Origin of the sequence: Candidatus Pelagadaptatus aseana (assembly GCF_040362265.1) — a bacterium.
GTDB classification, from domain to species: Bacteria; Pseudomonadota; Gammaproteobacteria; order Pseudomonadales; family Cellvibrionaceae; genus Pelagadaptatus; species Pelagadaptatus aseana.
Window position 1 is genome coordinate 396,501 of record NZ_BAABNJ010000004.1, and the last position, 25,019, is coordinate 421,519.

Here is a 25,019-nt window from a genome sequence, read left to right on the forward strand (position 1 = left end):
CCGTTTAAGGATTGCCCACCATGACCGTATTTAAAGCTCTGCGTGTGATTGAGGAGGAAGAAAATAACTTCTCCATGAACCTGCAGGAGCAATCTGTCGATGACTTGCCTGAAGGCGAGCTGTTGATTGAAGTGCACTATTCATCTCTTAATTTTAAAGATGCATTGTCTGCGCATGGCAACAGGGGGGTGACCAAAACCTATCCACATACCCCGGGAATTGATGCCTCAGGTGTTGTAGTCAGTGATGGGTCAGGGCGTTTTTCTGAGGGCGATCAGGTCATTGTCACTGGTTATGATCTGGGTATGAATACCAATGGCGGTCTGGCGCAATACATACGGGTACCAGCCGAGTGGGCTGTTCCCTTGCCGGAGGGGCTGACCCTCAGAGAGGCCATGATTTATGGAACTGCGGGCCTGACAGCGGCACTGTGCCTTAAAAAGCTGCTGGTAATGGGGGCGCAACCCGAAGATGGTGAAGTGGTGGTCACTGGCGCTACGGGCGGAGTTGGCACCATGGCGATTGCGATGCTGGCCAAGAAAGGATTTCGCGTTGCGGCTGTGACCGGCAAACTGGACTCCAATGAAATGCTCACTTCGTTGGGTGCGACCAAATTGATTGATCGCAAAAGTCTCGATGAACTGGCGGCCAAGCCCATGCTTAAGCCACAATGGGCTCACGCTGTAGATTGTCTTGGCGGCGATTATTTGTTCACCGTGATTAAATCCCTGAATTATGGTGGCAGTGTGGCTGCCTGTGGTCTGGCGGCGGATGCCAGTCTCAAGGGTAACGTTTTCCCTTTTATCCTACGCAATGTCAATTTGCTGGGGATTGACAGTGTTGAGCTGCCTTTGTCGGTAAAAGCTGAAGCATGGCAGATGTTGGCCGACGAGTTAAAGTTGGATCAATTGGGGAGTATGGCGGCAGAAATCAGCCTGGAGCAGGCGCCACAACACCTGCAGCAGATATATAACGGCCATGCACTGGGTCGTTATATTGTTAAATTGACGGATTAATAAGCCCGCTTACAGCAGTCTTTTTTGTCCTCAGACTGCTGTAAAGTCTGTTATCTTAGGCATTGCCCCTCTGACTCAATCCCTTCGCAATTTATCGCTTACAGCAATCGGGTTTGGATAATTGAATATCACGATGTAGCTCGATATCAAAAAGGTTGTGATGGCTGTGGCCTGAATTAGCAGAGAAGCCCGCTCACCGATCAGAGATGCGTTGGTCGCGACAAAAGCGATCAACAATGAGAATTCACTGATTTGTCCAAGTCGAAACCCAATATCCCAGGCCAGGCTGTCTTTCTCGCTGTGTCTTCTGAGCAAAAAACGAAACGTAACCGGTTTGATGATCAGAATGATGGTGGCCAGTGTTACGGTGGCGAGCAGTACCTCGGGCAATAGGGGTAAATTGAATTGTGCCCCGATTGAAAAGAAAAACAGAATTAGGAAGAAATCCCGAAGCGGTTTTAAATTAATCGCTATGTATTGCGATATCGGACTGGTTGCAATGCTGATGCCGGCAATAAAAGCCCCGATTTCCGACGACAACCCCATATAATGAGCCAGCTCAGACAGTCCCAGACACCAACCAATCGCCAGCAGAAAGATATACTCATGAAGGCGATCAAAACGGTGTATCAATGGCAACAGAATCAATTTTACAAAACCATAGGCAAAACCGATCAACAAAGGCAGTGAGGCGAGGGTATAGCCAAATTGGGTCAGATCGAGTTCACCTAAATTGCCGCTGAGCAATATCATCAGACACAGAATTGCCAGAAAATCCTGCATCAATAACAAGCCAATCATCAGTTCACCGGTATGACGATGGTGCAGCACTGTGGTTGGCAGCAATTTGATGCCGATGATGGTGCTGGAGAACATCATGGCCATACCAATAACCAGATTCTCCACATGGGTGAATCCAAAAATATGGCCAATAGCGTAACCGGTTGCTGCGAATACGAAAGAGCTGATTAAACCAACACTGATGGCCTGGCGCAAAACACTCCATAACGCCTTGGGCTGCATGTCTAATCCCAACAGAAACAGCAGAAAAATGATGCCTATATGGGCTATCTCAACAATCAAATTGATGTCGGTGATAAAACCCATGCCATAGGGCCCGAGTAGGGCGCCGAGAACAATATAGGCAACCAACAGGGGTTGGCGGGTGTAAAGTGCCAGCGACGCAATAATGGCCGCACCACTGAAGATAAGAAAAAACGATTGAAATAGGGAGTCGTGCATCAGGGTCTGTTCAGACTAAATTCTAAGGGTTTAAACAGACCCTAACACACTTTTTGGGATATTTCGGGGGGCTTTAGCCTCTACGGCGGAAAAGAGGCAGTTTCTGATCTTCAGCACCTTGATAGGTTTCACTGAAGTCACTAAAACTGGCAATCGCCGCTTCGGCATCAATGTCGTCTGCCAGACTGAAGCTGTCAAAGCCGCAGCGTTTCAGATAAAACAGCTGATCGCGAATAATCCCGCCAATGGCTCTGAGTTCGCCGGAAAAGCCATAGGCATCACGCAGCAAGCGGGCGGTAGAGAAACCACGTCCATCCATAAAGGTTGGGAAGTTCAGTGCAATCAACGGCAGTTCCGCAGCGGCTTCACCCAGAGTATCGGCCAGCTCATCGCTGTTAAGCCATACACCCACCTCAGCTTTACGCTCAGCGAGGGCTTCACGAGATTCCAGCCAGACATTGACTGGAATAATGATGTTACCGGCAGGCAGTGAGGAGCCATCTTCGATCTCGGTAAGCAGCTGCCATTGATCGGTCGCTACAACACCATCTTTAATCAGCTTTGGCATATACCTTCTCCTTAAATGGTTGCAGGCCGATACGCTTGTAGGTATCGATAAAACGCTCACCCTCAACGCGAGAGGCCACAAATGTATCAATCAAAGTCTGGACCACCTGAGGCATCTCTTCTGCTCCAAACGCAGGCCCAAGCACTTTGCCAAGACTGGCGTCGGTACCGGCATTACCGCCGAGCTGTACCTGGTAAAATTCCTGTCCTTTCTTGTCGACACCCAGGATGCCGATATGACCAATGTGGTGATGACCACAGGCATTCATACAACCGGAAATATTCAGATCCAGATCACCGAGATCGTAGAGATAGTCCAAATTATCGAACTGTCTCTGGATGGATTCGGCAATAGGAATGGATTTGGCGTTGGCAAGACTGCAGAAGTCACCGCCAGGGCAGCAGATCATATCGGTCAATGTACCGATGTTGGCGGTGGCGAAACCGGCTGCACGCAATTTTTCCCAGAGCTCAAACAGGCGGGCTTTTTCAACGTCACCCAGAACAATATTCTGCTCGTGAGTGGTGCGGGCCTCGCCAAAGCTGAACTCATCAGCCAGATCGGCAATGATTTCAAGCTGGTTGTCGGTAATGTCACCGGGGGCCACACCGGTAGGTTTCAGTGACAAGGTCACAGCGGCGTAACCAGGGACTTTGTGAGAGCGCACATTGCGGCTCAACCATTTGCCAAAGGCTGCATGATCTTGGCTTTTCTCATTGAGTTCGCCCTGAACCTGAGAGTCATCGATGGTTTTATAGGCGGGCTCAGTAAAAAAGCTCTTGGCACGATCGATTTCTTCGGCAGTCAAGGCAAGTGCGGTGTTCTTGATGCGTTGCCATTCGGCTTCAACTTTTTCTTTAAAGGCGTCTGCACCCAGCGCCTTGACCAGAATCTTGATGCGGGCCTTGTACTTGTTGTCACGACGACCAATCTGGTTGTAGATGCGCAGGATGGCTTCCAGGTAAGTCAGAATATCCTGCTCTGCCACGAACTCGTTGATGGCGGTACCGATCACCGGGGTGCGGCCCAAGCCACCACCGACAAATACGCGGAAGCCATAGTCACCTGAATCGTTTTTCAGTACTTGCAGGCCAATGTCGTGTACCTGCACGGCAGCGCGATCTTCACTGGCACCGGTCACCGCAATTTTGAACTTGCGAGGCAGGAACGCAAATTCAGGATGAAAAGACGACCATTGACGGATAATTTCACAGTAGGGGCGAGGGTCAACGGATTCGTCACTGCTGATTGCTGCAAACTGATCGGATGTCACATTACGAATACAGCTGCCACTGGATTGGGTAGCGTGCATCTCGACATCAGCCAGTTCGCTGAGGATGTCAGGCACTTCAGCCAGCTCAGGCCAGTTAAACTGTATGTTCTGACGGGTACTGATATGGACATAACCCTTGTCATAGTGACGTGCGATATGGGCTACTTTTCTCAATTGGGTGCTGTTGATCATGCCGTAGGGGACATTGACTCGCAGCATCGGAGCCAGTCGCTGAACGTACAAACCGTTCTGTAAGCGCAAAGGAAGAAATTCCTCTTCCTTCAGTTCTCCGGCCAGATAACGCTCGGTTTGTCCGCGAAACTGGGCGACACGGTCACGTATGATCGTGTTGTCGTATTCGTCGTATTTGTACATGGGTAAGCCTGGATAAAGTCGAATTTACAGCGTTATGGGAGGTTTGAGTGCACATCTGTGTATCAGACGTGCCCGGTCCTCACCAATCACAAGGGCGCACATACTACAGCAATTCACTAAGAAATGCCTTGCATATCAACACCTAAGGGTTTGCAAGGCGCCATAACCCGGATAATAATGCTGGAGCGCGATTCTAAATCTGTTGTAAAAGGTCTAGCAATACTGGCTATTAGAATAAAATGTACTATGTTTAGAATCGTCAGGTCCTAAGCGCTTGATTTATAACGATAACAACAAACAATTTGACCAACAGGAGAATAATAATAATGAACGATGAAATTGAAATGCGTGACTCAGGTGACAGTGCGGCTGATGCAATTGCAGCAGTGGCTCTTATTGCAATCTTTGTTACCACCTGTGTCTTCTGGATTAGCGGTCAGTAATCCTTAGTCCCGACCCTCACAGCGTTTTGATGTACGCAGTAGAGGCTTGAGGGTCTGTTTACTACATATTTTTAACAACCATAGCCCGGTTGTGTTTTTAATATCCTATAGTTGATTAATCAACTATATTGATCGAACAGATTGATATTGCAATCAGAGATTGTGTGTGACCTATAAAATCAAGGGGGAGTTTGAATTATGATGAATTATCAAAACACTCTGACTTTCTGGCTCAGTCGACTTGGGCAACTGATGCAGGATGATTTTAATGATATTTTGAAAGACCAACTGGGTGAAAAATCCATCAGTTGGCCGCAATGGCTGGTACTGAATCATCTGGGGCAACAATCCGGAGCCATGCCAGCTGAAATCGCTGCGGGCATTATGGTGGACCGTTCAGCAGTAACCCGTTTGCTCGATCGTCTGGAAGAGAAAAAATTTGTGACTCGAAAACGTGAAGGACTGGATCGCAGGGTGGTTAATATCTACCTGACCAAGCTCGGTGAAGAGTTACTGGAAAAGATCAACATTATGGCGCTTGAGCATCAGGCACGCTTTCTTGCCACGATTCCCTCTACCGAGCACCGGATATTGAAAACCGATATTCAGAAAATGCTGAAAGTGCTCGGTATTGATACACAACAACAGTGGAAAGTGCTTTGAGCACAAAAAGGGCGGATTGCCCGCCCTCAATCAACTGGACGTGTATCTGTTAACTGATGCTCAGACGGGCCTTCGCGGCATCGTACTCTCGAATCAGCCGTTCAACCAGCTCTGCGGTGGGCACGACATCCTTCACGGCACCAATACCCTGACCGCAGCCCCAGATGTCTTTCCATACCTTGCTGTCTTGATCGCCACCGGAGTTAAAGTTCATGGTGGAAATATCGCCTTCAGGTAATTTTTCCGGGTCCATTCCGGCATTGGTGATAGACGGCTTGAGGTAATTTCCGTGTACGCCGGTGAACAGATTCGAGTAAACAATGTCTTCGGCGTCACTGTCACAAATCATTTGTTTATAGCCTGCCACGGCGTTGGCTTCCTCAGTAGCGATAAAAGCCGAACCGATATAACCCAAATCGGCCCCCATGGCCTGCGCTGCCAAAATGGCTCCGCCATTACCAATGGATCCTGAGAGCAGCAATGGGCCATTAAACCAGCTGCGGATATCCTGTATCAACGCAAACGGACTGGTGGTGCCGGCATGGCCACCGGCGCCGGCGGCAACGGCAATCAAGCCATCGGCACCTTTAGCAATGGCCTTTTTGGCGAACGTATTGTTAATGATGTCATGGAGAGTAATACCACCGTATGAGTGAGCAGCATCGTTGACTTCCTGCTTGGCGCCAAGTGATGTGATCATGATGGGAACCTTGTATTTAACACAGAGTTCCAGATCTTCATGCAGCCGCGGATTGGAGCCATGGACGATCTGATTAACGGCGTAAGGGGCCGCGGGCTGATCCGGGTTGGCCTGATTGTAGGCATCCAGCTCTTCTGTAATGCGAATCAGCCAGCGTTCAAATTCACCTTCGCCACGTGCATTCAGTGCCGGGAAAGAGCCAATGATGCCGGCTTTACATTGTGCCAGTACCAATTCTGGGGTTGATACGATAAACATGGGTGAGGCGACAGCAGGGATACGCAGGCCTTTGGTCAAAATCTCAGGTAATGCCATTACATTGCTCACTTACGCTATTAAGCAGTTATTAGAATCAAGGGGTTACGTTTGGAGCATAGACACTAACACCCTGTTTTTTAGGGTGGAACCACGACCAGACTTTTTGTTTCAAGTTATCAAACCCGGTGTCAGTTTTGGCGTTTTCCGGGGCAGACAGGTTAACGGCTGCCGATCGGACGGGCGGGGTTACCGGCAACTTTGGTGTTGGCAGGGACATCCCGCGTGACCACGCTGCCCATACCAACGATGGCACCGTTACCGATATTGATGCCGTCCACAATCGAGACATTGGCTCCGATCCAGACGTCACTGCCGATCGTTATGCCCTTGGATGTGGTGGCTTGTTCACGGATGAGCTGAGCACCATCCATGCCGTGGTTAAAGGCGTATAGGCAACAATTGGCGGCAATTCTGGTGTTGTCACCGACGTGGATTCCACAGCGACCACCTTCCATGGTGACACCACGATTGATACTGCAGTTTTTACCCAGTTGAATGGGACCGTGTAAGAAGCAATCAGCAGCAATATGACTGCCACTACCAATGATGATATCTCGCCCGGGTTCGGCAAAGATGTTCGCTTCTGGTGCGATAAAACACCCTTGCTCGATGGATACGGTTTCCACACTCTGCAGTTGCTGCTGAACTTCCTGCTGCCAGAGCTCGGCCCATTCACGATGCTTGGGCTTGAGGGAAAAATACAGCCAAGGCATATAGCTCAGCCGCTTTTTGTGTTGGGTTCGATATATATCCATGGCACCGCTCTTGGGAAAGTCGCGGCAGTATAGCGGTTTTTTGAGGTGGCGGTGTTCGCACCGAGCCGATAATAATGGCTGCTAGTGGAGCGTCTCAAGCAATGTGCCGGCAGAAAACTGCACGTGAAAGGCCATTGCAGCTGCTTAACAGCGAAAACCTGATAAGGTCTCCCATGGCTGTCCCAATGGGAAGGGCTCTCCCGATTGCGGATGGCTCGATAATGCGAACACCTGATTGTCAGTATAGCAGCGAGCTTATATTCACGCGCGAGAGCGATTTAGCCAATTGTCTCTTATATGTAAGAAAAATTTGCCGTGATGGGGCAGTGGTCGCTGAGTTTATTCCAGGGGTCGCCACTCAAGACGTCCGAACTTTTGAGTTTCAAATGGCGATAATAGATACGATCCATCGACAGCCGCGGCTTATGGGCTGGGTAGGTGCGAGCTGGTCGTTTCTTCCAGCCGCTGTGGGAGCAATAGCAGCTGGCCTCGTTGAAGCCCAGTTTGTTTGTCATAAAGCGGTGCAGGCGATGATGCCAGTCGTTGAAGTCCCCCATGATAATGACCGGATCCTGGGGGGGCACCGAGTCATCCAGCCAGTGCTGCAAACGTCGGATCTGGCGAGCTTGTTCATAGGGAAGAAAGCCCAGATGGACACAGGCGATGTGCAGGTTTTCCATGATTTCCCCATGCAGGATGCCTCGTTGGGAAAACCACCACTGGCTTATGTCGTGGTTGTGGGTTCGATGGAAGGGGAATTTACTGAGCATGGCATTGCCATGATGCCCCTGTTGATAAATGGCATTTTTGCCATAGGAATTATGGAGCCAAACCGAGTCGGCCAAATATTCAAAATGGGCCTCTTCCTGAAAGTTTGCTACTGTCTCGGCATGCCCTTTATGGGATCCCTGAACCTCCTGAAGTGCCACTATATCGGCTTTGGTCAGACGAATGGCCTGACGTATCTCGTCGAGAATAAACTGGCGATTACGGGCATTGAATCCCTTGTGGATGTTGTAAGTGAGAACTTTGAAATCGTTCATCGCATTCCTTGTTGGGTTGGCATAACCAGTTGTTACATCCAATAGCGCAGTACGCGTGCGAGCATGCCAACCAGTCTCCCATATAGGCCGTATTTTGGTTTCTCCATGGAGACTTTTTTGGATGCCTGCAGATCCGCTTTAAAAAAGCGTTCCAGCTCTTGCTTACTTTCAGTTTTGTTCAGACTGATATCCAATTCAAGGTCGTGCAGGAAGCTGCGATGATTGAAATTGGTACTGCCAATCAGGCAGTTGTTATCGATGAATAAGGCCTTGGCATGGAGCACGCCTGGTTGATATTCATAGATATCAATACCCGCCTGAATCAAATCCGTATAGTAGGTGGCAGTAAGAAATGGAAAGATGCCGATGTCAGAGTGACTGGGCACCAGAATTTTGATGTCCACCTGCCTTGCTCTGGCCTGTTTCAATGCTCGAATCACTGACGCAGAGGGCGCGAAATAGGCGCTGACTATCCAGATTCTGGATGTCGCTTCACGGATCTGGCGCAACAACAACTGGTTTTTGCGTCGCCGACTCCAGAGGTCGTAGTTGTGCCAGTAGTGGCGAAACAACCCCTCCTTGCGGATGATTTTGCGTCGATGCCAAAGGGCATCAAAATGGTTTTCCAGTTCCTCAACCAATACCCCGGTGGTGCGCACCCCATAATCTCGCCAGCCTTCACCGCCGTTGCTTTTTTGCAAGTGCTTCTGGGTGATATTGAGACTGCCAGTCCATAACTGAGATTTGTCGATGATACAGAGCTTGCGATGATCCCGTTGATTGATACGGCTAAAAAAATACAAAAATTGATCGATCATTCGGCCCTGACGGGTTGCTGCACGATGGTAGTGATGAATCTGCCAGGGCAACGGGTGAAACAATTTGACAGAAATGCCGGCCTGCTCAAGCTTGTTGGCCGCTTCGGTACTGGATTGATAACTTCCCACTGCATCCATTAAAACCCTGACCCGCACACCTCGATGATGTGCAGCAATCAGGCTTTCGACGACCTGACGACCAATTCGGTCGTAATCAAAAATATAGGTTTCAAGGTCAATGGTGTACTGGGCTTTGCCAATAGCGGCGAGCAGGGCGGAAAAAAAGGTTTCAGCTCTACTGAAGAGTTGCTCCTGACGCCAGCCCTGATAGGTATCTGGCGACAGGGCAGAGGGATCAGTCGTGACTGTGGTTCGGCTCATCGATAATGATGGTGCCATCCAGACAGGTAATGTTGATGCCATCCAGGCGTGGGTGCTGATTGAGTCGCTTGGCTACTTCACCGGCATCCAGCGGAAAGGAGCCCATGTGTAGCACCCGTGACTCAATTCCGGTGAAGCCTTTATGCGACAGCAGATCGAGCAACTGCAGGCTATTCACCTCATAGCGACCAATAGGAAACTGCTCGTGCAGCTCAATAAATTTATCGTATTGCATAGAAAACCAATCCGTTGCAGTGGTATTAACTAAGATCCTAAATCAAAAACCGTCAGAGGTGTTTGATCTTACTCATATAAGCACAGGTAGGATGACTCAACATCAGCCTTTACGCCAAAACTCTGATTGGCCTCTACAGTAAAAGTTTCGCCTTGTTTAAAGGTTTGCCATTCATCACTGCCTGGCAGCTTTACGGTCAGTGAGCCACTGGTTACTGTCATATATTCCTTTTGGCTGGTGCCAAATTCGTATTCACCCTGAGCCATAACACCTACAGTGGCAGGCAAAGTTTCGGTTTGAAAGGCAATGGATTTGACTTTGCCATCGAAGTATTCGTTAGTATTGAACATAATAGAGACCTCAAATATCAGTGCGCCGATTATACGGTTGCGCGCTACAGAATAAAATCGGGAGTCGACGCTGAATAACCCCTTGCTGCAACCAGTTGCTCAAATATTGTCCTCCTTGGGCGGCGGACGCCTGTCAGAGCATCAATTGATACGTTATCTGGTCGAAGAGAACGCGTTGGGTGAAGACTACAGTCGGGATTCAGTGGCCATGTTTCAGGCGCACTTTCTGGTAATGAATGCACTTTACAGTCTTAAGCGTGATCGTTATCCGACTTTGATTATTTCGCCACTGGAAATTTTTATCGATCAGCCGCAAGCCCAGTTTGATAACAACGGCGCTGTTGCTGACTTAATGCACACGGATTTAAGTGACTATTATCTGGATTGGACAAACTTCAAGGGCGCAACTCAGGATTCTGTTGAGGGTTTACTTAATCGCTTTTGGGAAAAATATCTGGCTATGGATGACAGCGCCTGGGCTCTCCAGATGCTCGATTTACAAGCGCCTGTAACGATTGAGGATATAAAGCGCCGCTATCGGAAATTAGCCATGGCACTGCACCCGGATCGTGGCGGTGATCATCAGCAGCTGGTGGAAATCAATCGCGCTCGGGATATTTTGATCAAAATTTATGGCTAGTCAGCGCGCTTTCTCAGGGCAATGACTTTAAAGCTGCCGTTATCACCCAGAATGTCGATTCCCCTGAACTGATCTTTAGCCAGTTTTTCCAGTGGGATAAATTGGTTGACCACAAACAGGGCTTCACCATCGGGCTTGAGCAGACGATGAGTTTGCGACAGGAATTTCCTTGTCAGTGATGAGTCTGTGTCAAAGCCTTGATGAAATGGTGGGTTGCACAAGATCAGATCGAAGGTTTTGTCGATGTGACTGGCACAATCACCCGCGCTGAGGTTGAGATCTATCCCCCAGTGTTCGGCGTTATTATTAAGGCAAAGCAGGGCTACGGCATTATTGTCAGTGGCGAATCGCTCGGTGACAAAGTCCCAGTGGGCGGTCTTTAGCGTGATGTAACCGTAGCCACAACCAAGATCCAGCAAGCTGACATTGCTCAGTTGTTTGGTATTCAGGTAGCAGCTTGCCTGTTCGATCAGAAACTCGCTGCCCTTGTCGAATTTATTCCAGCCAAAGGTGCCGGGCTTGCTTAATACAGGCTTGTCCTGCAGCTGTCCGATTTCGCGCAGGTTATTGTAGTCTTTATCGTCAAGCCACTTGCTGACAGGAGACTCCATCTGCTTGTGTATTTCGGCGAAGTAACTGTTGCCATTCTTTATTGCTGTAGTCGCAGCGCCAAATAATTTTGCAGCCGCTTTCACTGTGTTTTTGATGCCGTCACCTTTTTCGCCACTGAGTATCAAGCGGCCGCCGGGCTCTAAAATACGAAAAGCCTGATTGATAACATGATGCACAACCGGGCGTTCTTTGGAGATGCGATAGGCAATGGTCGTCGGAGGGTGATCTTGCAGTGGGGAGAAGTCAAAATCTGAGAAAAAGCCGTTAATGCCGTTGCTGTTGCAGGCCTGGATGACATCAAAGCGGTTACTGATTACCTGTAAATCCGGGTTGTTAGCCAGTGACGATATGCTTGCAAGCAAATTTTCATCGGCGATCAGCAGAGTGGATTCACCGCGGTTTTGCAGGTAAGGCAGTAACAGTTGGAAAGAACAATCGGTCATTGAGAGATTTAATCCTTTACGGCTGAACGCTGCTGATTTCAGCTTCTGTTAACGGGCGATAGTCACCTTCAGCCAGATCCGGATCAAGAACAATGTCACCCACCCGCTCGCGATGTAATTCAACAACCCGGTTGCCGACGGCTGCAAACATGCGTTTAACCTGATGATATTTGCCTTCCTGAATTGTCAGACGGGCTTCATTGGCGTAGATCACGTCCAGAGTGGCAGGCAGTGTCGGTTTCAGTTCGCCATCCAGAAGGATTCCTTCGGAAAATCTCGGCGCGGTTTCGTTGGATATGTCCTCGGCCAGAGTGACATGGTAGACCTTATTGCAGGATTTTCTGGGGGAGGTGATGGCATGATTCCATTGGCCGTCGTCGGTGATTAGCAGCAGCCCGGTGGTGTCGATATCGAGGCGACCGGCGATTTGCAACTTATCCAGATTGGGTTCTTCAATCAATTCCAGCACGGTGGGGTGATTGGCGTCCTTGGTAACCGATACATACCCCTGAGGTTTGTTCAGCATAAAATAACGTGGGCCAGGTTGGGCCAGAGGTTCACCATCAAGGCAAACTTGTTGCCCGGGCATCACCTGTGAACCCGCGTCAGTCTGGATTGCGCCGTCAACATCAATCCAGCCATTCTTGATCATTTTCTTAACTTCCTTTCGGGAAAAATCCGTAGTTTGGCTGATGTACTTGTCGAGACGCATGGCGTGACTGGAGACCTCTCAGAAATAAAAGACCATTATCGCACAACGGTTATGGCTGTGAGCAGTGGGCTAGGGGATTATCCCAGTTAAAGCGCTTGAACAGAGACATAAAGCAGGCATCAAAGTCCGCTTCAACATGTAGAAGCTGTTTGGTAACGGGGTGTTGTAACTGCAATCTGCTGGCGTGCAACAACAGTCGGCCCGCATCGAAGTGCTCTTTAAAATATCGGTTATGGCGTCCCCGACCATGTTTGGCATCGCCGATGATTGGGTGATTGATGTGCTTAAGGTGGCGTCTAATCTGGTGCTTTCTCCCGGTTTCCGGTTGACACTCCACCAGTGAATAGCGGCTTTGGTGGTAGGTTTCAATCAACACCGGGATTTCGGTTGTGGCCAGTGTGGAAAAGGCGGTCTGGGCCGACTGTGGTTCGCGGTTAAGGCGTGCTTTTTTATCGGTGTATTTATCCAGCTCTTCTTTTAATGGGTGGTCAATATAGCCTTGCTCAGGGCTGTAGCCACGCACAATGGCATGATAGGTTTTTGCCACCTGACGTTGAGCGAAGGATTCACTCAGTTGTCTGGCAATGTCACTGGACAAGGCCATTAACAGCACGCCGGAGGTGGGCTTGTCCAGGCGGTGTACGGGGTAAACGTACTGGCCAAGCTGATTGCGCAGAATTTGCAGGGCAAAACGGGTTTCATGGCGATCTATCTCACTGCGATGCACCAGCAGACCGCTGGGTTTGTTCACCGCAATGAGATATTCGTCCTGATAGAGAACGGGGAGGGTCTCCATTGACGAGAGTCTGCCGGGGGTCAGGAGATCTTTTTCTCGCCAGAATCGACAGACTGATAAATCAAGGTGTTGATCGTCATGGGGCCAACACCACCTGGAACCGGGGTGTAAGCCGCAGCGCGGTCTTTCAGCGGTTCCAGTTCAATGTCACCAACGCCGCCAGGATGGTAGCCGGCATCAACTACCACAGCGCCATCTTTGATCCATTCGGCTTTGATAAATTCTGGTTTGCCTACCGCACCAACCACGATATCAGCCTGTCGAATATGATCTTCCAGATTTTGGGTGCGAGAGTGGCAGATGGTGACCGTGGCGTTGGCATTCAACAGCATCAAGGCCATCGGCTTGCCGAGAATTGGGCTGCGTCCAACTACAACGGCGTGCTTACCCTGCAGAGGAATGTCATAAGCTTCCAGTAAGCGCATAATGCCTTTTGGAGTGGCACAGCCGTAGGCTTCTTCACCCATGCTCATACGCCCAAACCCAAGGCAGGTTACACCGTCGACATCTTTTTCCAGAGCAATGGCATCAAAACAGGCTCTTTCATCAATCTGATCCGGTACCGGGTGCTGCAGAAGAATACCGTGCACATTGGGGTTGGTGTTGAGCTCTTCAATCTTGGCCAGTAGTTCATCTGTGGTGGTTTCTTCCGGTAACTCAACCTTGAGGGAGTCCATACCGATGCGGGTACAGGCGTTGCCCTTCATTTTCACATAGGTAGCCGATGCGGGATCGCCGCCCACCAGAATCGTGGCAAGAATAGGGGTTTGGCCCCCGCTTTTTTCCTTAAGTGCGGCAACGCGGCTGGTAAGTTCTTGTTCGGTCTTTTGCGCCAGGGCTTTTCCGTCTAAAACGAGTGCGGACATGTCGGGTCTCTATTTAAGTGTTCTATTTAAAGGTGGCTGTTAATAATGGGTGGTAATCTAAAGGGCGCGTATTTTCCCATAGCCCATGGTTAAGTCCAATATCTATGTATAAGTATGCCGGGCAGTATTTTTGAACAAATCGCCGATTTTTTATCTAAGTTATTGGTTTTAATAAAAAAATAAAAAAAGTGAAGCAAATAGTGTTGACGGGCAAAGGGGGCATGAGTATTATGCGCACCTCTTCGGACGGCAGCGTCCATGAGAAGTCGGAGTGTAGCGCAGCTTGGTAGCGCATCTGGTTTGGGACCAGAGGGTCGGGGGTTCGAATCCCTCCACTCCGACCACTATTTCAAGAGCCTGGGAAGGCTGGTCTTCAGGGCCTTGTATTGCGCCCGTAGCTCAGCTGGATAGAGCATCCGCCTTCTAAGCGGATGGTCGCAGGTTCGAATCCTGCCGGGCGCGCCATTCATTGAATGCTGCCCGGAGGATACACCTCTATGGTGGGCGTAGCTCAGTTGGTAGAGCCCCGGATTGTGATTCCGGTCGTCGGGGGTTCAAGTCCCCTCGTCCACCCCATACAGAAAAGCCTTGCAGGTCTATGATTTGCAAGGCTTTTTTCTTTTTGGGTGTTTTAGAAATGGCCTTAAAATAGAACGGGCAGATTGCCCATTCCTTGTGTCTGAGTCTCTGAATAGAAGAGATCGAGGCTCTATTTCGTCATATTTCTGTCACCGCCTGTTGTTACTCTGCAGTCCACGGATTGGGGCATTCAATAGAATTTGTCAGCGCGCCCCAGTAAATAGGTGTACTGGAGTCCGGTTTGTTAGATAAAACCATACGTACAATACTGGTGCGTCTTGCCGCAGGGCCACTTCTTATATTGCTTTTGGCAACCATTGGCCTGAGCACTCAATCTTATTTCCTCTATGGGCAACACCAACACTTGCTGAAAGAGCAAGCCGACGCCCGGATAGCGGCTGATCTCAAGCTATCACTGGAGAATCACTCAAAAAAATGGGGTGAGTATCTGATCCACTATGGCTCTGCTGAGGAGTCAGAGCGATGGGTCAGTTTCAGGGGCAGTGAGGTAGAGACCATGAAATTGGCCAATCAGTTGCTGGTCAGGTCAGATAGTCTGTCCCTGACTGAAAGTGTTCGTCACATCATCTACGCGCTTGAAGTTCTGAGAATCAGCTACCAGGAGGCCAGAAATTCGCTTGGTCAGGCTGCCGATATCAGGCAGGCGTTGCGCGATCTGCAAATGATAAATGACGTGCCCATGCATCTGGTTGCCGAGGTCTACCATGATATTCAACAGCAGGCACAGGCTGCTTCAGCACAGTTTTGGAATAAAAGCGTTGGGTTGACCATTTGTCTTGCTGTATTGCTGGCACTTTGCTCCGTTCTCTATTTGCGCTTCAGTGGTGTATTTACGAGTCGTTTATTACAGCGGGAGCAGGCTGCAAAGCAAAAAGCCAATTGGTTACTTAAACATGATTATCTTACCGGGCTCTATAACCGTCAGAGTCTGCTAAAGAAAATTACGCTGCTGATTGATAGTGAAACGCCTTTTCATCTGGTTAAGGTCAGTCTGCTTGGGATTGGCGCGGCGGGCCAAGCACATGGCTGCTCAGTTCAGGATGGTTTGATCACCATGGCGGCCAAGCGACTTGAAAGCGAGTCGGCTCCAGATGACATCATTGCCCGTTCAGTGGGTGGCGATTTCCTGATGATTATGCCTGGCAGAAATGACGACAGCCTTAAGCGTGGCCTCGGTAAATTATTAGATCGCCTTGGGCAGGATTTTTCATTCAAGGGTTATCGACATCAAATATCCGCGTTTGCTGGTTGCTGTTCGTTTCCGTTGCAGGCCCGTGATGCCGACAGGCTGTTTCAGTACGCAGACATAGCTGCTACCCATGCGCAACTGCACAGGATGGACAGAGCAGCTATCTATGATCCGAAAATGTCCCAAGCCATGGAGAACAAGGCAGAGCAGATCAATCAATTGCGTCTGGCCTTACGCCGCAATCAGCTGCATTTGCATTTCCAGCCGCAATTAAATCTGCAGACCGGTCGGGTTGCCGGCGTGGAAGCGCTGGCGCGGCTCAAATCTGATGACCCAAAACTCAATATCCCAACAACTTTTATTGCGCTGGCGGAAGAGAGCGGTCTGATTCATCTGTTAGGGCAAAAGGTCGCAGAGCTTGCTGTGAGCCAAATTTCCCGTTGGCATAAATCCGGTGTGGACATTACCGTGGCGATCAATGTTTCACCCAGACAGCTGGATGATCCCAATTTTGTGAAATTTTTAAACAGTCTGTGTCGTCAGTACCGAGTCGATCCTAAATATATAGACATAGAAATTATTGAATCTGATTTTGTTAATTCTCGTCATCCATTGCTGGAAGCATTGAGCGAGTCCGGTTTTGGTTTAAGTATCGATGATTTTGGTACAGGTTTCTCTAATTTGGGTTATTTGAGCCACTTTCAGCCACGGCAACTGAAAATAGACAAAACCTTTGTGGATGCCATTGAAACTGATGTCAGGCGCCGCGATTTGGTGCGCTCAATTGTCGATTTGGCACACAGTCAGGGTATTCAAGTTGTCGCCGAGGGGATTGAGAGTGAGGCACAAGCCGAACTCCTGGCTGCCATGAAGGCTGATCTCGGGCAGGGTTACTGGTTCAGCAAACCTATGCCTGCCGAAGCGCTTGATAACATTATTCCTGGGTTGTGTGGTGAGGCTCACTCTTTGAGCGCTTGAGTTTTTGAATGGTGGCGCACCATGTTGGTGCTCACCTGTTTTTTTGCTGCGTTGTTTTGAGGCGCGCCATCTCTTTTTTGTCGTGTATTCGTCACAATCCTGTGCATTTTTAGCGTTCTCTAGTGCTGGAACGTATTTTGCTCAGTCTATTATACCTTTTGTTGTTTGAGTCATTCAGGGAAAGGTATTCCTGAATAAATGATGGCAAGGATTGCTTGAATATTGTTGGATCCCTCAGGATGAGGGTGAGGTTCTGTTATGTTTTTTATACCTGCAGGTAACCTGGTTAAGCTGGTTGGCCTGAATATCTACTCATTAATCATTGCACTGCTTTTTTTGGTCACTGTTCTGTTGCAATGGGTAAGTGGGAATTCTGCCGTTGCGCTGTCGTTTTTCTTGCTGGCAGTTTATTTGTCATTTTGCCTGCCATTGATCACTGCTCAAAAAATGGGGCACCTGCAAAAAGCTCTGACCCATTTTGATCATCTGGATCCGGATCAGCTCACCGAGCAGATGAATGGGTTTGCGCAGCTGGATAAAACTCTGCTTGAAGCTGAAAGCAATTTACGCAGGGATAAAACCGGGCACAAAGACATGGCCTCAGAAATTGGCTATTCATCTGCAGAGCTGAGCTCAACGGCTCAGCAACTGGCAGCGAATATCCTCCAGCAATCTCAGGCAACAACCACAATAGCTGCTACGGTCACGGAAATCAGCCACAGTATCGATGAGATTGCTCAGCGTATGGAAGGGGCTTACGAGTCGTCTGCAGTCAATACTGGTCGCTGTCATGAAGGTGTTGGCGCCATCAGTGAGGCCATTGGTGATATGGATGAGGTGACGACGTTCATAGACACGACCAAACTGAAAATTACACAGCTTAATGACAAGGTCGCCAATATTTCCACCATATCCAACGTTATCCGCGAGATATCAGAGCAGACTAATCTGCTGGCTCTCAATGCCGCAATTGAGGCCGCTCGTGCAGGCGAGCATGGCAGGGGGTTTGCCGTGGTGGCGGAAGAGGTTCGGGCTCTGGCTACCCGCAGTTATTCCTCTGTAAAACAGATCTCAGACAATATTGAAGAAGTTCAGCAGAATATGGATGAGGTGATCCAGGGTATGGATCAAGTAGTTAATAAAACCTCCATGAGTTCCGCTGCGGTTAAATCGGCCGGTGAGATGTTTGAATCCATAGCCCATAACACAGAATCCGTTACTCAGGGGCTTTCGGCGATCTCTGAGGCCTCTGTCCAGCAGAAACAGGCTGCGGCTGAAATCTCCCAGTCGATTGAAGAGGTGGCGATGGTTGCCAGAGAAAATGGTGATAAAGCGGAGCAGTCTTCACGTATTGCCCAGCATTTGCATGAATTGTGTCGTAAAGAAGAGGAGGCCATATGAACAATCTGGCCATGATAGTTACAGCATCGTTGATATTGATTGTGGTGGCGGCACTGTTGCGCCACAACTACGTAAAACAACGCTATGAGAGACAAATGGCCGGTCTCTCCTGGCTGCAAAGCATGAAGAGATTGCTGTCCCATATTCAACAGCACCGCGGTCTCAGTAACGGTTACCTTAATGGCAGCATGGACTTGCTGGCTGAAATCCAGTCGCTGCAAGTGCAGGTCAGTCGTGACATCAGTGATATCTGCCAGGTGGGTGAGTGGGTTGAAAAAAGCGAGCGCTGGCAAAATATTAACCAGCATTGGGCCAGGCTTGCCGGCAATTTCCGTCATAATGAGATGGAAAACAATCTGCTGCAGCACAACAAACTGATCCAGAGCGTGCTGTTCTTGATCGATGATATGGCACTGCATCACGGTTTGCTCAGCCTAAAAATTCAAGGAGATAAGCCATTCTACTTACTTTGGCGAGATCTTTTGTCGGCCTCTGAATTTATCGGTCAGGCCCGCGCTGTTGGTACCGGTGTTGCTGCCAAGGGGGAGTGCGACAGCATCTCCCGTATCAAGCTGAATTATCTGTGCAAGAAGGTAAGCGAAAATACCGACTCTGTCTGGTCACAATTGAGAACGGATCAACAGTGCATTGATGCCACCAATGAACTATTGGATTGCGTCAAAAGACAAATCATTCTCGATCAGGTTTCGATGCCGGCCTCACAGTTTTTTGATTTGGCATCCAAAGCGCTCAATGGCCTGCACGATCAGTATGATCAGCTGATTGAAGAAGTTCGGTGGCAGCTTAAGCGATAATCTTTAATCGGGGCTCTGGTACAGAGCCCTTATGGCATCTGTGTTATTAGCTGTCATTTCGATTTCTTGCTGTTCTTTTCTGTGTTTATTTTTGCGCCGCTCTTTGATTTTGTTAAAAATCCAGATAGCCTTTAGGGATAATACCAACAGGGAATGCGGCTATAGGCCTATGGCGTTTAATATTTCCAAGGAGACACGCTGTCTGATTGTGGACGATAGCGTGTCCATAACCTCTTTGCTAAGAGGTATTCTCAAGGATGAATGTGAGCTCTCCCATGTGTTTACTGCCAACTCGGCAGAGCGGGCGCTGGAGCTAATTGATGAAGGCTTACCGCTCGATTTGATCTTTCTCGATCTGAATATGCCGGGAACCGATGGCATTGAATTTTTGCGTTTAATCAAAAAGCGCAAAATGGATGTTGCCATTATTCTGATCAGCGGTACGTCACCCAAAGTCATTAAAACCGTTGAAAGCCTGGTCAAAATGCACCGGCTGGATTTTATTGGCAGTGTACCCAAGCCCATTACCGTTACCTCGGTGGTTGAGGTGATGCAGCGCTATCAGGAGCTTATGGGGGTCCATAACAGGACTGAAGCCTATCTCAACAAAGTCAAAGTTCATGAATTACTGAGAGCCATCGCAGAGCAGCAGTTTCAACTCTACTACCAGCCCATCATTGATGTGCACAGTCGTCGACTCTACAGTGCAGAGGTGCTGTTGCGCCTTCATCACCCAAGCCGGGGGGTGATTTACCCACAACAATTTATCGAAACCCTCGAAAACACCGATTTGATTCGCCCTGTAACCCTGTTTGTTATCGAGGGCATGCTGCAACAGTGGCGCGCATGGCAGGAGAAGGGTATCGATACTCATATTTCCTTTAATATCTCTGCCGGCATGCTCAGTACGCTGGAAATTCCAGAGTATCTTATTGGCAAACTGGAGGAGTATCAGGTACCTGCTTCCAAGGTTATTCTTGAGGTGACCGAGACTGGGCTGGTTGAGGACTTTACCGCCGTTCTGGAAGTTCTGAGTCGTCTCTCCATTAATGGTCTAAAGCTGGCAATTGATGACTTCGGGGCAGGCTTTTCTACTGTTGAGCGGCTGCAGCACCTGCCATTCAATGTCGTCAAAATTGATAAGCAGTTTATGTTGGAGCTGCATCGCGATGAATCCAAACGTGCGGCCATTGAGTCTTCAATTTCCATGGCCAGGCGGTTGGGCATGCAGGTGGTCGTAGAAGGGGTTGAGACTCTATCCATGTGGGATGTGGCTTGTCATATTGGTGCAGATTTTATGCAGGGTTACTTTGTGGCCCAGCCACTGCAGCCCGAGGCATTCGAAAGCTGGCATCAAAGCTGGGAAGAAGGACATACCTGATTATTCTGTTTTGGGCTGATTGAAGACTCTTTCATGAGCATGTTTTTTCGGGTTGCAAATCTTTAAATTTCAATAGCTTGCAGTTCATTATTGAAGCAATATGCGATGTTTATTTTGTCCGCGGAAGTGCTTGACTGGGGGCTGTTAGCTGACTGTTGAGACAGTCGCTGGAGTTCGGTTTGCCCCCGGCTTTTTGTCCCAGTCAAAAAATATTGCTAATCCCCCGATTTTAAAGGCTTTTTCCTTTGACAGGAGCCTTGCAGATCCCTATTATTGCGCGCTTATGTCGACCACCCCAGATAAAACACGATTGCCGCGCCAGCTTGATCCGCGGAAATTCGCTCAAAAGCAGATCGAAATAGAAGGCCCGGTAGCCTTCTCAGATATGCCTCGAGTGGCGGAACTGGTACTTAATCCCAGTGCCGAAGTACATGTGGCACTGGCTTTTGGTATGGATGAGCAACGCACTCGCCTGATTAAAGGAGAGATAACCGGGCTCGCCGAGGTTACTTGCCAGCGCTGTCTGGAGTCGATGGAGCTACCGTTTGAGGCTGAGTTAAATCTGGCGATCGTCTGGGATGAAGACGAGGCCAAGAATCTGCCCAAGCGCTTTGATCCATTGATTGTCGGGGAGGGCGTCACAGATATTTACACCGTTATCGAAGATGAAATATTGCTCGAGCTACCTATGGTTTCTTATCACGACCATAATTGTCAGAGTAAAACCAGTTTCGGTGACGAGGGTGAAGCCGGTGAAGAGGCCTCATCCAATGAGAGAAACCCGTTTCAAATACTGGAACAACTTAAGGGCTCGCCGAAATCCTGAGGCGCCCCGGTTCCGGAAAATAGTGAAAAGTAGGAGCACACAATGGCTGTTCAACAAAACAAAAAGACTCGTTCCAAGCGTGGTATGCGTCGTTCTCACGATTCTCTGACTGGTTCAACCCTGTCTGTAGATCCAACTTCCGGTGAGAAGCACTACCGTCACCACGTTACTCCAGACGGCTTCTATAAAGGCCGTAAAGTTATCGAAACCGGTAACGACGAGTAATATTGTACAGCTCCGATGCAGCGAACCTGCATTGCAGTTGACTTGATGGGCGGGGACTTAGGTCCCCGTTCTACGTTACCGGCTTGTCTGGAGTTTGCCCTGTCTCACCCTGAGGTAGAGCTGACCCTGGTCGGTAACGAATCCCTTCTTGAACTCCCTGATTTTCCTCCCAATATTCGCTTCGAGCACGCCGAAGAAGTCATCGGTATGGCCGACAAGCCATCACAGGCGCTGCGCACAAAAAAAGATTCTTCGTTGTGGCGCGTTATTGAGCTGGTTGCCAGCGGCCGCTGTCAGGCTTGTGTGAGTGCGGGTAATACCGGTGCCATGATGGCTATTGGTCGATTCGTGTTAAAGACATTTCCGGGCATTGATCGGCCGGCCATCTGTAAATATGTGCCAACCGAGACGGGTTCCTGTCTGGCGCTGGATTTGGGCGCCAATGTCGACTCGACCGCCGAGCAATTACTTCAGTTTGCCATTATGGGCAGTGTTCTGGCGCAATCATTGGGGAAATCCCATTCACCTGCTGTAGCCTTACTTAATAATGGTTCTGAAGACATTAAGGGTAATGAAAAGATTCGTCTTGCAGCTACGTTACTGCGCGAAAATGAGGCGCTGAATTATCAGGGTTATATAGAAGGTGATCAGGTTTTTGAGGGCCGTGCAGATGTTGTGGTCTGCGACGGTTTTGTCGGTAATATTGCGCTCAAAATCAGCGAGGGTGTGGCCAGATTTTTAGCTTCAGGTCTTAAGGCTGAGCTGGAATCTTCGTGGTGGGGCCGGTTGGTTGGCCTATTTGCCCAGCCACTGTTGCTGAAATGGCATAACAAATTTGACCCGGCAGTCTATAATGGGGCCAGCTTTTTGGGATTGCAGGGAACAGTGGTTAAAAGCCACGGAAGTGCGGACGCGAGGAGCTTTCGTTTCGCACTGGAAACGGCGTTGGATCAGGTAAATCACAACGTCCCCCAATTGATTAACGAAAGCCTTCTTGAAGCCTACCTCTAACAATGCTCCTGAATTGATCACTGTCATGCAGTGGTCAATTTTTCCCTTTACTGTGTAATCAAATAATCAGGATTGGATATCTATGTCTAAAGGAAATCTTGCCTTTGTTTTCCCCGGTCAGGGCTCGCAGAAAGTAGGCATGCTGGCAGAGCTGGCAGCCGAGTACCCGGTAGTGGAAGAAACCTTTGCTGAGGCCTCGGAAGTGCTTGGGTATGATTTGTGGGCGCTGGTTCAGGAAGGCCCTCAGGAAGAACTCAATCAGACCGAGCGAACTCAGCCATTGCTGCTGACATCCAGTGTGGCGATCTGGCGGGTTTGGCAACAACTGGGTGGCGCCCAGCCGGCGCTGATGACCGGTCACAGTTTGGGCGAATGGTCTGCGCTGGTCTGCGCGGGTGTTGTTGAATTTAAAGATGCCGTTAAAACTGTTCAGCTTCGTGGTCGCTACATGCAGGAAGCGGTTCCTGCCGGTGAGGGCGCAATGGCTGCGATCATTGGTCTGGACGATGAAGCCATCAACAAAGCTTGCCAGGAGGCTGAACAGGGAGAGGTTGTTGCCGCTGTAAACTTCAATTCACCGGGACAGGTGGTTATCGCTGGCTCAGCGGCTGCCGTTGAACGTGCCGGTGAACTGTGCAAGGCCGCTGGTGCCAAGCGTGCCATGCCATTGCCTGTCAGTGCTCCGTTTCACACTTCTTTGATGAAGCCGGCTGCGGATCGTCTGAAAGAAACCATTGATGCAACCGATTATAAGGCGCCAGAAACACCTGTTGTACATAACGTCACCGCTGCAGTTGAGAATAATCCTGAAGCCATTCAGCAACTTATGTATCAACAGATTTATACGCCTGTACCCTGGGTAGATTGCACCAAAGCATTGCAAACCGCAGGTATTGATACATTGGTTGAATGTGGTCCCGGTAAGGTCCTGTCCGGTCTGTGTAAACGCATTGACAAGTCTCTGACCAGTTTTGCCTCCGAAACGCCAGCCGATTTGGCTAAAGCGCTGGAAGCTGTTGCTGAATCTTAAGAATAACTGAGGAATGAATATGAGCTTGAAAGACAAGGTGGCATTGGTAACAGGTGCCAGCCGTGGCATTGGTGCAGCCATTGCCGACATGCTGGGCGAGCAGGGTGCGATTGTTATCGGCACTGCCACATCGGAATCCGGTGCTGACAAAATCAGTGCTCGTTTTGCAGAAAAGGGGGTTCAGGGATCCGGTAAGGTGCTGAATGTTACCGAGGCTGAGTCTGTTGCGGCCTTGTTAAAATCAATTCAGGATGAATACGGTGCACCCACCATTTTGGTTAATAACGCCGGGATTACCAAAGATAACCTGCTGATGCGCATGAGTGATGAAGAATGGTTCGATGTGATCAATACCAATCTCAGTGCCATTTACCGACTCAGCAAGGCCTGTCTGCGCGGCATGATGAAAGCCCGCTGGGGTCGCATTATCAATATCAGCTCCGTGGTAGGCTCAATGGGTAATGCAGGACAATCCAACTACGCTGCGACCAAAGCTGGGGTGGCCGGATTTGCCCGTGCTCTGGCCAAAGAGGTAGGTTCTCGCAACATTACAGTCAATACCGTTGCGCCTGGTTTTATTGATACCGATATGACCAAGGAGCTGACCGATGATCAAAAGAAATTGATGCTTGATCAGATCGCTCTGGGGCGTCTGGGACAGCCTGAAGAAATTGCCGGAGTGGTGTCGTTTCTTGCCAGCGACGCCGCAGCTTATATCACCGGTGACACCATTCATGTGAATGGCGGCATGTATATGAACTAAATTCTGGTGGGATTTGCCGGTCGGCCTGATTTTTTGAGTTTAATTGTTTCAACTCTCGAAATTTTAGGTAAAATGACCGACGAGTTTCGCTTGAACTAACTACTTGTTTGTTCCGTTGTTTGGTGGGATTTACTCAGCAAATAAGGTGCAATCAAACTGCTAACAAATAACGTGGAGTTAAATTTAACTATGAGCAGCATTGAAGAGCGCGTAAAGAAAATCGTTGCCGAGCAACTGGGTGTTAAAGAAGAAGAAGTAAAAAATGAAGCTTCTTTCGTAGAAGATCTGGGCGCGGATTCTCTGGACACCGTTGAGCTGGTAATGGCTCTGGAAGAAGAGTTCGAGACCGAAATTCCTGATGAAGAAGCTGAAAAGATCACCACTGTTCAGCTGGCTATCGATTACGTAAATGCCAACCTGGGTTAATAACCCAATCAGGTATTTTGATTTTGCTTTGATTCGCTTATCGTTAGTGAATCCGGCTTCTTAAAGAGCAGAGCAAAATCGGCCAAAGCCGTTTTATTATTCAATAAAGCGGCTTTTTAATGCCT

Annotated in this window: 26 protein-coding genes and 3 tRNA genes; 16 read left to right on the top strand and 13 right to left on the bottom strand. The window is 49.2% G+C overall.

Features of this window, described 5'->3' with window-relative positions; translation table 11 throughout:
* Window positions 1-20 precede the first annotated feature (20 nt).
* Window positions 21-1,016 (top strand): YhdH/YhfP family quinone oxidoreductase, encoded by a 996-nt coding sequence (locus ACPXV9_RS08395; protein ID WP_423896002.1) that lies wholly within the window; start codon window positions 21-23, stop codon window positions 1,014-1,016.
* Window positions 1,017-1,091: 75 nt separating this feature from the next.
* Here the strand turns inward: ACPXV9_RS08395 and ACPXV9_RS08400 are convergent, their stop codons facing one another.
* The 3 genes from ACPXV9_RS08400 to ACPXV9_RS08410 all read right to left on the bottom strand — a co-directional run bounded on the left by ACPXV9_RS08400 (window position 1,092) and on the right by ACPXV9_RS08410 (window position 4,474).
* Complete coding sequence (locus ACPXV9_RS08400; protein WP_423896003.1) at window positions 1,092-2,258, bottom strand: cation:proton antiporter; 1,167 nt, start codon at window positions 2,256-2,258, stop codon at window positions 1,092-1,094.
* Window positions 2,259-2,331: 73 nt separating this feature from the next.
* Window positions 2,332-2,826 (bottom strand): DUF934 domain-containing protein, encoded by a 495-nt coding sequence (locus ACPXV9_RS08405; RefSeq protein ID WP_423896004.1) that lies wholly within the window; start codon window positions 2,824-2,826, stop codon window positions 2,332-2,334.
* A complete protein-coding gene (locus tag ACPXV9_RS08410) occupies window positions 2,810-4,474 on the bottom strand; it encodes a nitrite/sulfite reductase (RefSeq protein ID WP_423896005.1) in 1,665 nt (554 codons plus the stop codon). The genes ACPXV9_RS08405 and ACPXV9_RS08410 overlap by 17 nt, the downstream gene beginning before the upstream one ends.
* 641 nt (window positions 4,475-5,115) lie before the next feature.
* Between ACPXV9_RS08410 and ACPXV9_RS08415 the strand changes: the two genes are divergently transcribed.
* On the top strand, window positions 5,116-5,580 hold the full coding sequence (locus ACPXV9_RS08415; protein WP_423896006.1) for a MarR family winged helix-turn-helix transcriptional regulator: 465 nt from the start codon (window positions 5,116-5,118) through the stop codon (window positions 5,578-5,580).
* 49 nt (window positions 5,581-5,629) lie between these two features.
* Here the strand turns inward: ACPXV9_RS08415 and ACPXV9_RS08420 are convergent, their stop codons facing one another.
* From ACPXV9_RS08420 to ACPXV9_RS08445, 6 genes are all read right to left on the bottom strand, one after another.
* Window positions 5,630-6,595, bottom strand: coding sequence for an NAD(P)H-dependent flavin oxidoreductase (locus ACPXV9_RS08420; RefSeq protein ID WP_423896007.1), 966 nt, complete (start codon window positions 6,593-6,595; stop codon window positions 5,630-5,632).
* 161 nt (window positions 6,596-6,756) lie between these two features.
* Window positions 6,757-7,353 carry an acyltransferase gene (locus ACPXV9_RS08425; protein ID WP_423896008.1) on the bottom strand — a complete coding sequence of 199 codons (597 nt, stop codon included), beginning with the start codon at window positions 7,351-7,353 and terminating at the stop codon, window positions 6,757-6,759.
* A gap of 293 nt (window positions 7,354-7,646) precedes the next feature.
* A complete protein-coding gene (locus tag ACPXV9_RS08430; protein WP_423896009.1) occupies window positions 7,647-8,396 on the bottom strand; it encodes an endonuclease/exonuclease/phosphatase family protein in 750 nt (249 codons plus the stop codon).
* Between the two features lie 32 nt (window positions 8,397-8,428).
* The gene (locus tag ACPXV9_RS08435; protein WP_423896010.1) at window positions 8,429-9,595 is read right to left on the bottom strand and encodes a phospholipase D-like domain-containing protein; all 1,167 of its coding nucleotides are present in this window, start codon (window positions 9,593-9,595) and stop codon (window positions 8,429-8,431) included.
* On the bottom strand, window positions 9,570-9,830 hold the full coding sequence (locus tag ACPXV9_RS08440) for a hypothetical protein (RefSeq protein ID WP_423896011.1): 261 nt from the start codon (window positions 9,828-9,830) through the stop codon (window positions 9,570-9,572). The genes ACPXV9_RS08435 and ACPXV9_RS08440 overlap by 26 nt, the downstream gene beginning before the upstream one ends.
* Window positions 9,831-9,898: 68 nt before the next feature.
* Window positions 9,899-10,180 carry a pyrimidine/purine nucleoside phosphorylase gene (locus tag ACPXV9_RS08445; RefSeq protein ID WP_423896012.1) on the bottom strand — a complete coding sequence of 94 codons (282 nt, stop codon included), beginning with the start codon at window positions 10,178-10,180 and terminating at the stop codon, window positions 9,899-9,901.
* An 82-nt stretch (window positions 10,181-10,262) separates the two neighbouring features.
* Here ACPXV9_RS08445 and ACPXV9_RS08450 point away from each other — a divergent pair, with 82 nt between their 5' ends.
* Window positions 10,263-10,820, top strand: a complete 558-nt coding sequence (locus ACPXV9_RS08450) for a DNA-J related domain-containing protein (RefSeq protein WP_423896013.1) — start codon at window positions 10,263-10,265, stop codon at window positions 10,818-10,820.
* Here ACPXV9_RS08450 and ACPXV9_RS08455 read toward each other — a convergent pair.
* Genes ACPXV9_RS08455 through folD form a run of 4 tightly spaced genes read right to left on the bottom strand, consistent with a single transcriptional unit; the run spans window position 10,817 to window position 14,249 of the window.
* On the bottom strand, window positions 10,817-11,875 hold the full coding sequence (locus ACPXV9_RS08455) for a methyltransferase (RefSeq protein WP_423896014.1): 1,059 nt from the start codon (window positions 11,873-11,875) through the stop codon (window positions 10,817-10,819). The genes ACPXV9_RS08450 and ACPXV9_RS08455 overlap by 4 nt on opposite strands.
* Before the next feature lie 16 nt (window positions 11,876-11,891).
* Window positions 11,892-12,587 carry a 16S rRNA pseudouridine(516) synthase RsuA gene (gene rsuA, locus ACPXV9_RS08460; RefSeq protein WP_423896015.1) on the bottom strand — a complete coding sequence of 232 codons (696 nt, stop codon included), beginning with the start codon at window positions 12,585-12,587 and terminating at the stop codon, window positions 11,892-11,894.
* 49 nt (window positions 12,588-12,636) lie between these two features.
* Window positions 12,637-13,383 (bottom strand): tRNA pseudouridine(65) synthase TruC, encoded by a 747-nt coding sequence (gene truC, locus ACPXV9_RS08465; RefSeq protein WP_423896016.1) that lies wholly within the window; start codon window positions 13,381-13,383, stop codon window positions 12,637-12,639.
* Window positions 13,384-13,403: 20 nt separating this feature from the next.
* On the bottom strand, window positions 13,404-14,249 hold the full coding sequence (gene folD / locus ACPXV9_RS08470) for a bifunctional methylenetetrahydrofolate dehydrogenase/methenyltetrahydrofolate cyclohydrolase FolD (protein WP_423896017.1): 846 nt from the start codon (window positions 14,247-14,249) through the stop codon (window positions 13,404-13,406).
* Between the two features lie 267 nt (window positions 14,250-14,516).
* Between folD and ACPXV9_RS08475 the strand changes: the two genes are divergently transcribed.
* From ACPXV9_RS08475 to acpP, 13 genes are all read left to right on the top strand, one after another.
* Window positions 14,517-14,593 (top strand) — tRNA-Pro (locus ACPXV9_RS08475).
* A 44-nt stretch (window positions 14,594-14,637) separates the two neighbouring features.
* Window positions 14,638-14,714, top strand: a tRNA-Arg gene (locus ACPXV9_RS08480).
* A 35-nt stretch (window positions 14,715-14,749) separates the two neighbouring features.
* Window positions 14,750-14,825: transfer RNA gene (locus ACPXV9_RS08485), tRNA-His, on the top strand.
* A gap of 244 nt (window positions 14,826-15,069) precedes the next feature.
* Window positions 15,070-17,016 carry a putative bifunctional diguanylate cyclase/phosphodiesterase gene (locus ACPXV9_RS08490; RefSeq protein WP_423896018.1) on the top strand — a complete coding sequence of 649 codons (1,947 nt, stop codon included), beginning with the start codon at window positions 15,070-15,072 and terminating at the stop codon, window positions 17,014-17,016.
* A gap of 258 nt (window positions 17,017-17,274) precedes the next feature.
* The gene (locus ACPXV9_RS08495; protein WP_423896019.1) at window positions 17,275-18,417 is read left to right on the top strand and encodes a methyl-accepting chemotaxis protein; all 1,143 of its coding nucleotides are present in this window, start codon (window positions 17,275-17,277) and stop codon (window positions 18,415-18,417) included.
* Complete coding sequence (locus tag ACPXV9_RS08500) at window positions 18,414-19,232, top strand: hypothetical protein (protein WP_423896020.1); 819 nt, start codon at window positions 18,414-18,416, stop codon at window positions 19,230-19,232. The genes ACPXV9_RS08495 and ACPXV9_RS08500 overlap by 4 nt, the downstream gene beginning before the upstream one ends.
* Window positions 19,233-19,401: 169 nt before the next feature.
* The gene (locus tag ACPXV9_RS08505; RefSeq protein WP_423896021.1) at window positions 19,402-20,613 is read left to right on the top strand and encodes an EAL domain-containing response regulator; all 1,212 of its coding nucleotides are present in this window, start codon (window positions 19,402-19,404) and stop codon (window positions 20,611-20,613) included.
* Window positions 20,614-20,896: 283 nt separating this feature from the next.
* On the top strand, window positions 20,897-21,439 hold the full coding sequence (locus tag ACPXV9_RS08510; RefSeq protein ID WP_423896022.1) for a YceD family protein: 543 nt from the start codon (window positions 20,897-20,899) through the stop codon (window positions 21,437-21,439).
* Between the two features lie 42 nt (window positions 21,440-21,481).
* Window positions 21,482-21,664 carry a 50S ribosomal protein L32 gene (rpmF, locus tag ACPXV9_RS08515; protein ID WP_423896023.1) on the top strand — a complete coding sequence of 61 codons (183 nt, stop codon included), beginning with the start codon at window positions 21,482-21,484 and terminating at the stop codon, window positions 21,662-21,664.
* A 15-nt stretch (window positions 21,665-21,679) separates the two neighbouring features.
* Entirely contained in the window at window positions 21,680-22,675 is a 996-nt protein-coding gene (gene plsX / locus ACPXV9_RS08520; RefSeq protein ID WP_423896024.1) for a phosphate acyltransferase PlsX, read from the top strand.
* Between the two features lie 82 nt (window positions 22,676-22,757).
* Window positions 22,758-23,705 (top strand): ACP S-malonyltransferase, encoded by a 948-nt coding sequence (gene fabD / locus ACPXV9_RS08525; protein WP_423896025.1) that lies wholly within the window; start codon window positions 22,758-22,760, stop codon window positions 23,703-23,705.
* Window positions 23,706-23,724: 19 nt separating this feature from the next.
* The gene (gene fabG, locus ACPXV9_RS08530) at window positions 23,725-24,468 is read left to right on the top strand and encodes a 3-oxoacyl-ACP reductase FabG (RefSeq protein ID WP_423896026.1); all 744 of its coding nucleotides are present in this window, start codon (window positions 23,725-23,727) and stop codon (window positions 24,466-24,468) included.
* Between the two features lie 189 nt (window positions 24,469-24,657).
* Window positions 24,658-24,894: an acyl carrier protein gene (gene acpP, locus ACPXV9_RS08535; RefSeq protein WP_166993717.1), complete on the top strand. Its 237-nt coding sequence runs from the start codon at window positions 24,658-24,660 to the stop codon at window positions 24,892-24,894.
* Window positions 24,895-25,019 lie beyond the last annotated feature (125 nt).

Bases quoted from the DNA above. Each gene is read 5' to 3' on its own strand.
- ACPXV9_RS08395 (WP_423896002.1), top strand. From the start codon at position 21: ATGACCGTATTTAAAGCTCTGCGTGTGATTGAGGAGGAAGAAAATAAC.
- fabG (WP_423896026.1), top strand. From the start codon at position 23,725: ATGAGCTTGAAAGACAAGGTGGCATTGGTAACAGGTGCCAGCCGTGGC.
- ACPXV9_RS08445 (WP_423896012.1), bottom strand. From the start codon at position 10,180: ATGTTCAATACTAACGAATACTTCGATGGCAAAGTCAAATCCATTGCC.
- ACPXV9_RS08440 (WP_423896011.1), bottom strand. From the start codon at position 9,830: ATGCAATACGATAAATTTATTGAGCTGCACGAGCAGTTTCCTATTGGT.
- ACPXV9_RS08455 (WP_423896014.1), bottom strand. From the start codon at position 11,875: ATGACCGATTGTTCTTTCCAACTGTTACTGCCTTACCTGCAAAACCGC.
- ACPXV9_RS08410 (WP_423896005.1), bottom strand. From the start codon at position 4,474: ATGTACAAATACGACGAATACGACAACACGATCATACGTGACCGTGTC.
- plsX (WP_423896024.1), top strand. From the start codon at position 21,680: ATGCAGCGAACCTGCATTGCAGTTGACTTGATGGGCGGGGACTTAGGT.
- ACPXV9_RS08420 (WP_423896007.1), bottom strand. From the start codon at position 6,595: ATGGCATTACCTGAGATTTTGACCAAAGGCCTGCGTATCCCTGCTGTC.
- ACPXV9_RS08435 (WP_423896010.1), bottom strand. From the start codon at position 9,595: ATGAGCCGAACCACAGTCACGACTGATCCCTCTGCCCTGTCGCCAGAT.
- fabD (WP_423896025.1), top strand. From the start codon at position 22,758: ATGTCTAAAGGAAATCTTGCCTTTGTTTTCCCCGGTCAGGGCTCGCAG.
- ACPXV9_RS08405 (WP_423896004.1), bottom strand. From the start codon at position 2,826: ATGCCAAAGCTGATTAAAGATGGTGTTGTAGCGACCGATCAATGGCAG.
- ACPXV9_RS08425 (WP_423896008.1), bottom strand. From the start codon at position 7,353: ATGGATATATATCGAACCCAACACAAAAAGCGGCTGAGCTATATGCCT.
- acpP (WP_166993717.1), top strand. From the start codon at position 24,658: ATGAGCAGCATTGAAGAGCGCGTAAAGAAAATCGTTGCCGAGCAACTG.
- ACPXV9_RS08495 (WP_423896019.1), top strand. From the start codon at position 17,275: ATGTTTTTTATACCTGCAGGTAACCTGGTTAAGCTGGTTGGCCTGAAT.
- ACPXV9_RS08400 (WP_423896003.1), bottom strand. From the start codon at position 2,258: ATGCACGACTCCCTATTTCAATCGTTTTTTCTTATCTTCAGTGGTGCG.
- ACPXV9_RS08505 (WP_423896021.1), top strand. From the start codon at position 19,402: ATGGCGTTTAATATTTCCAAGGAGACACGCTGTCTGATTGTGGACGAT.
- ACPXV9_RS08500 (WP_423896020.1), top strand. From the start codon at position 18,414: ATGAACAATCTGGCCATGATAGTTACAGCATCGTTGATATTGATTGTG.
- ACPXV9_RS08510 (WP_423896022.1), top strand. From the start codon at position 20,897: ATGTCGACCACCCCAGATAAAACACGATTGCCGCGCCAGCTTGATCCG.
- ACPXV9_RS08415 (WP_423896006.1), top strand. From the start codon at position 5,116: ATGATGAATTATCAAAACACTCTGACTTTCTGGCTCAGTCGACTTGGG.
- folD (WP_423896017.1), bottom strand. From the start codon at position 14,249: ATGTCCGCACTCGTTTTAGACGGAAAAGCCCTGGCGCAAAAGACCGAA.
- truC (WP_423896016.1), bottom strand. From the start codon at position 13,383: ATGGAGACCCTCCCCGTTCTCTATCAGGACGAATATCTCATTGCGGTG.
- rsuA (WP_423896015.1), bottom strand. From the start codon at position 12,587: ATGCGTCTCGACAAGTACATCAGCCAAACTACGGATTTTTCCCGAAAG.
- rpmF (WP_423896023.1), top strand. From the start codon at position 21,482: ATGGCTGTTCAACAAAACAAAAAGACTCGTTCCAAGCGTGGTATGCGT.
- ACPXV9_RS08430 (WP_423896009.1), bottom strand. From the start codon at position 8,396: ATGAACGATTTCAAAGTTCTCACTTACAACATCCACAAGGGATTCAAT.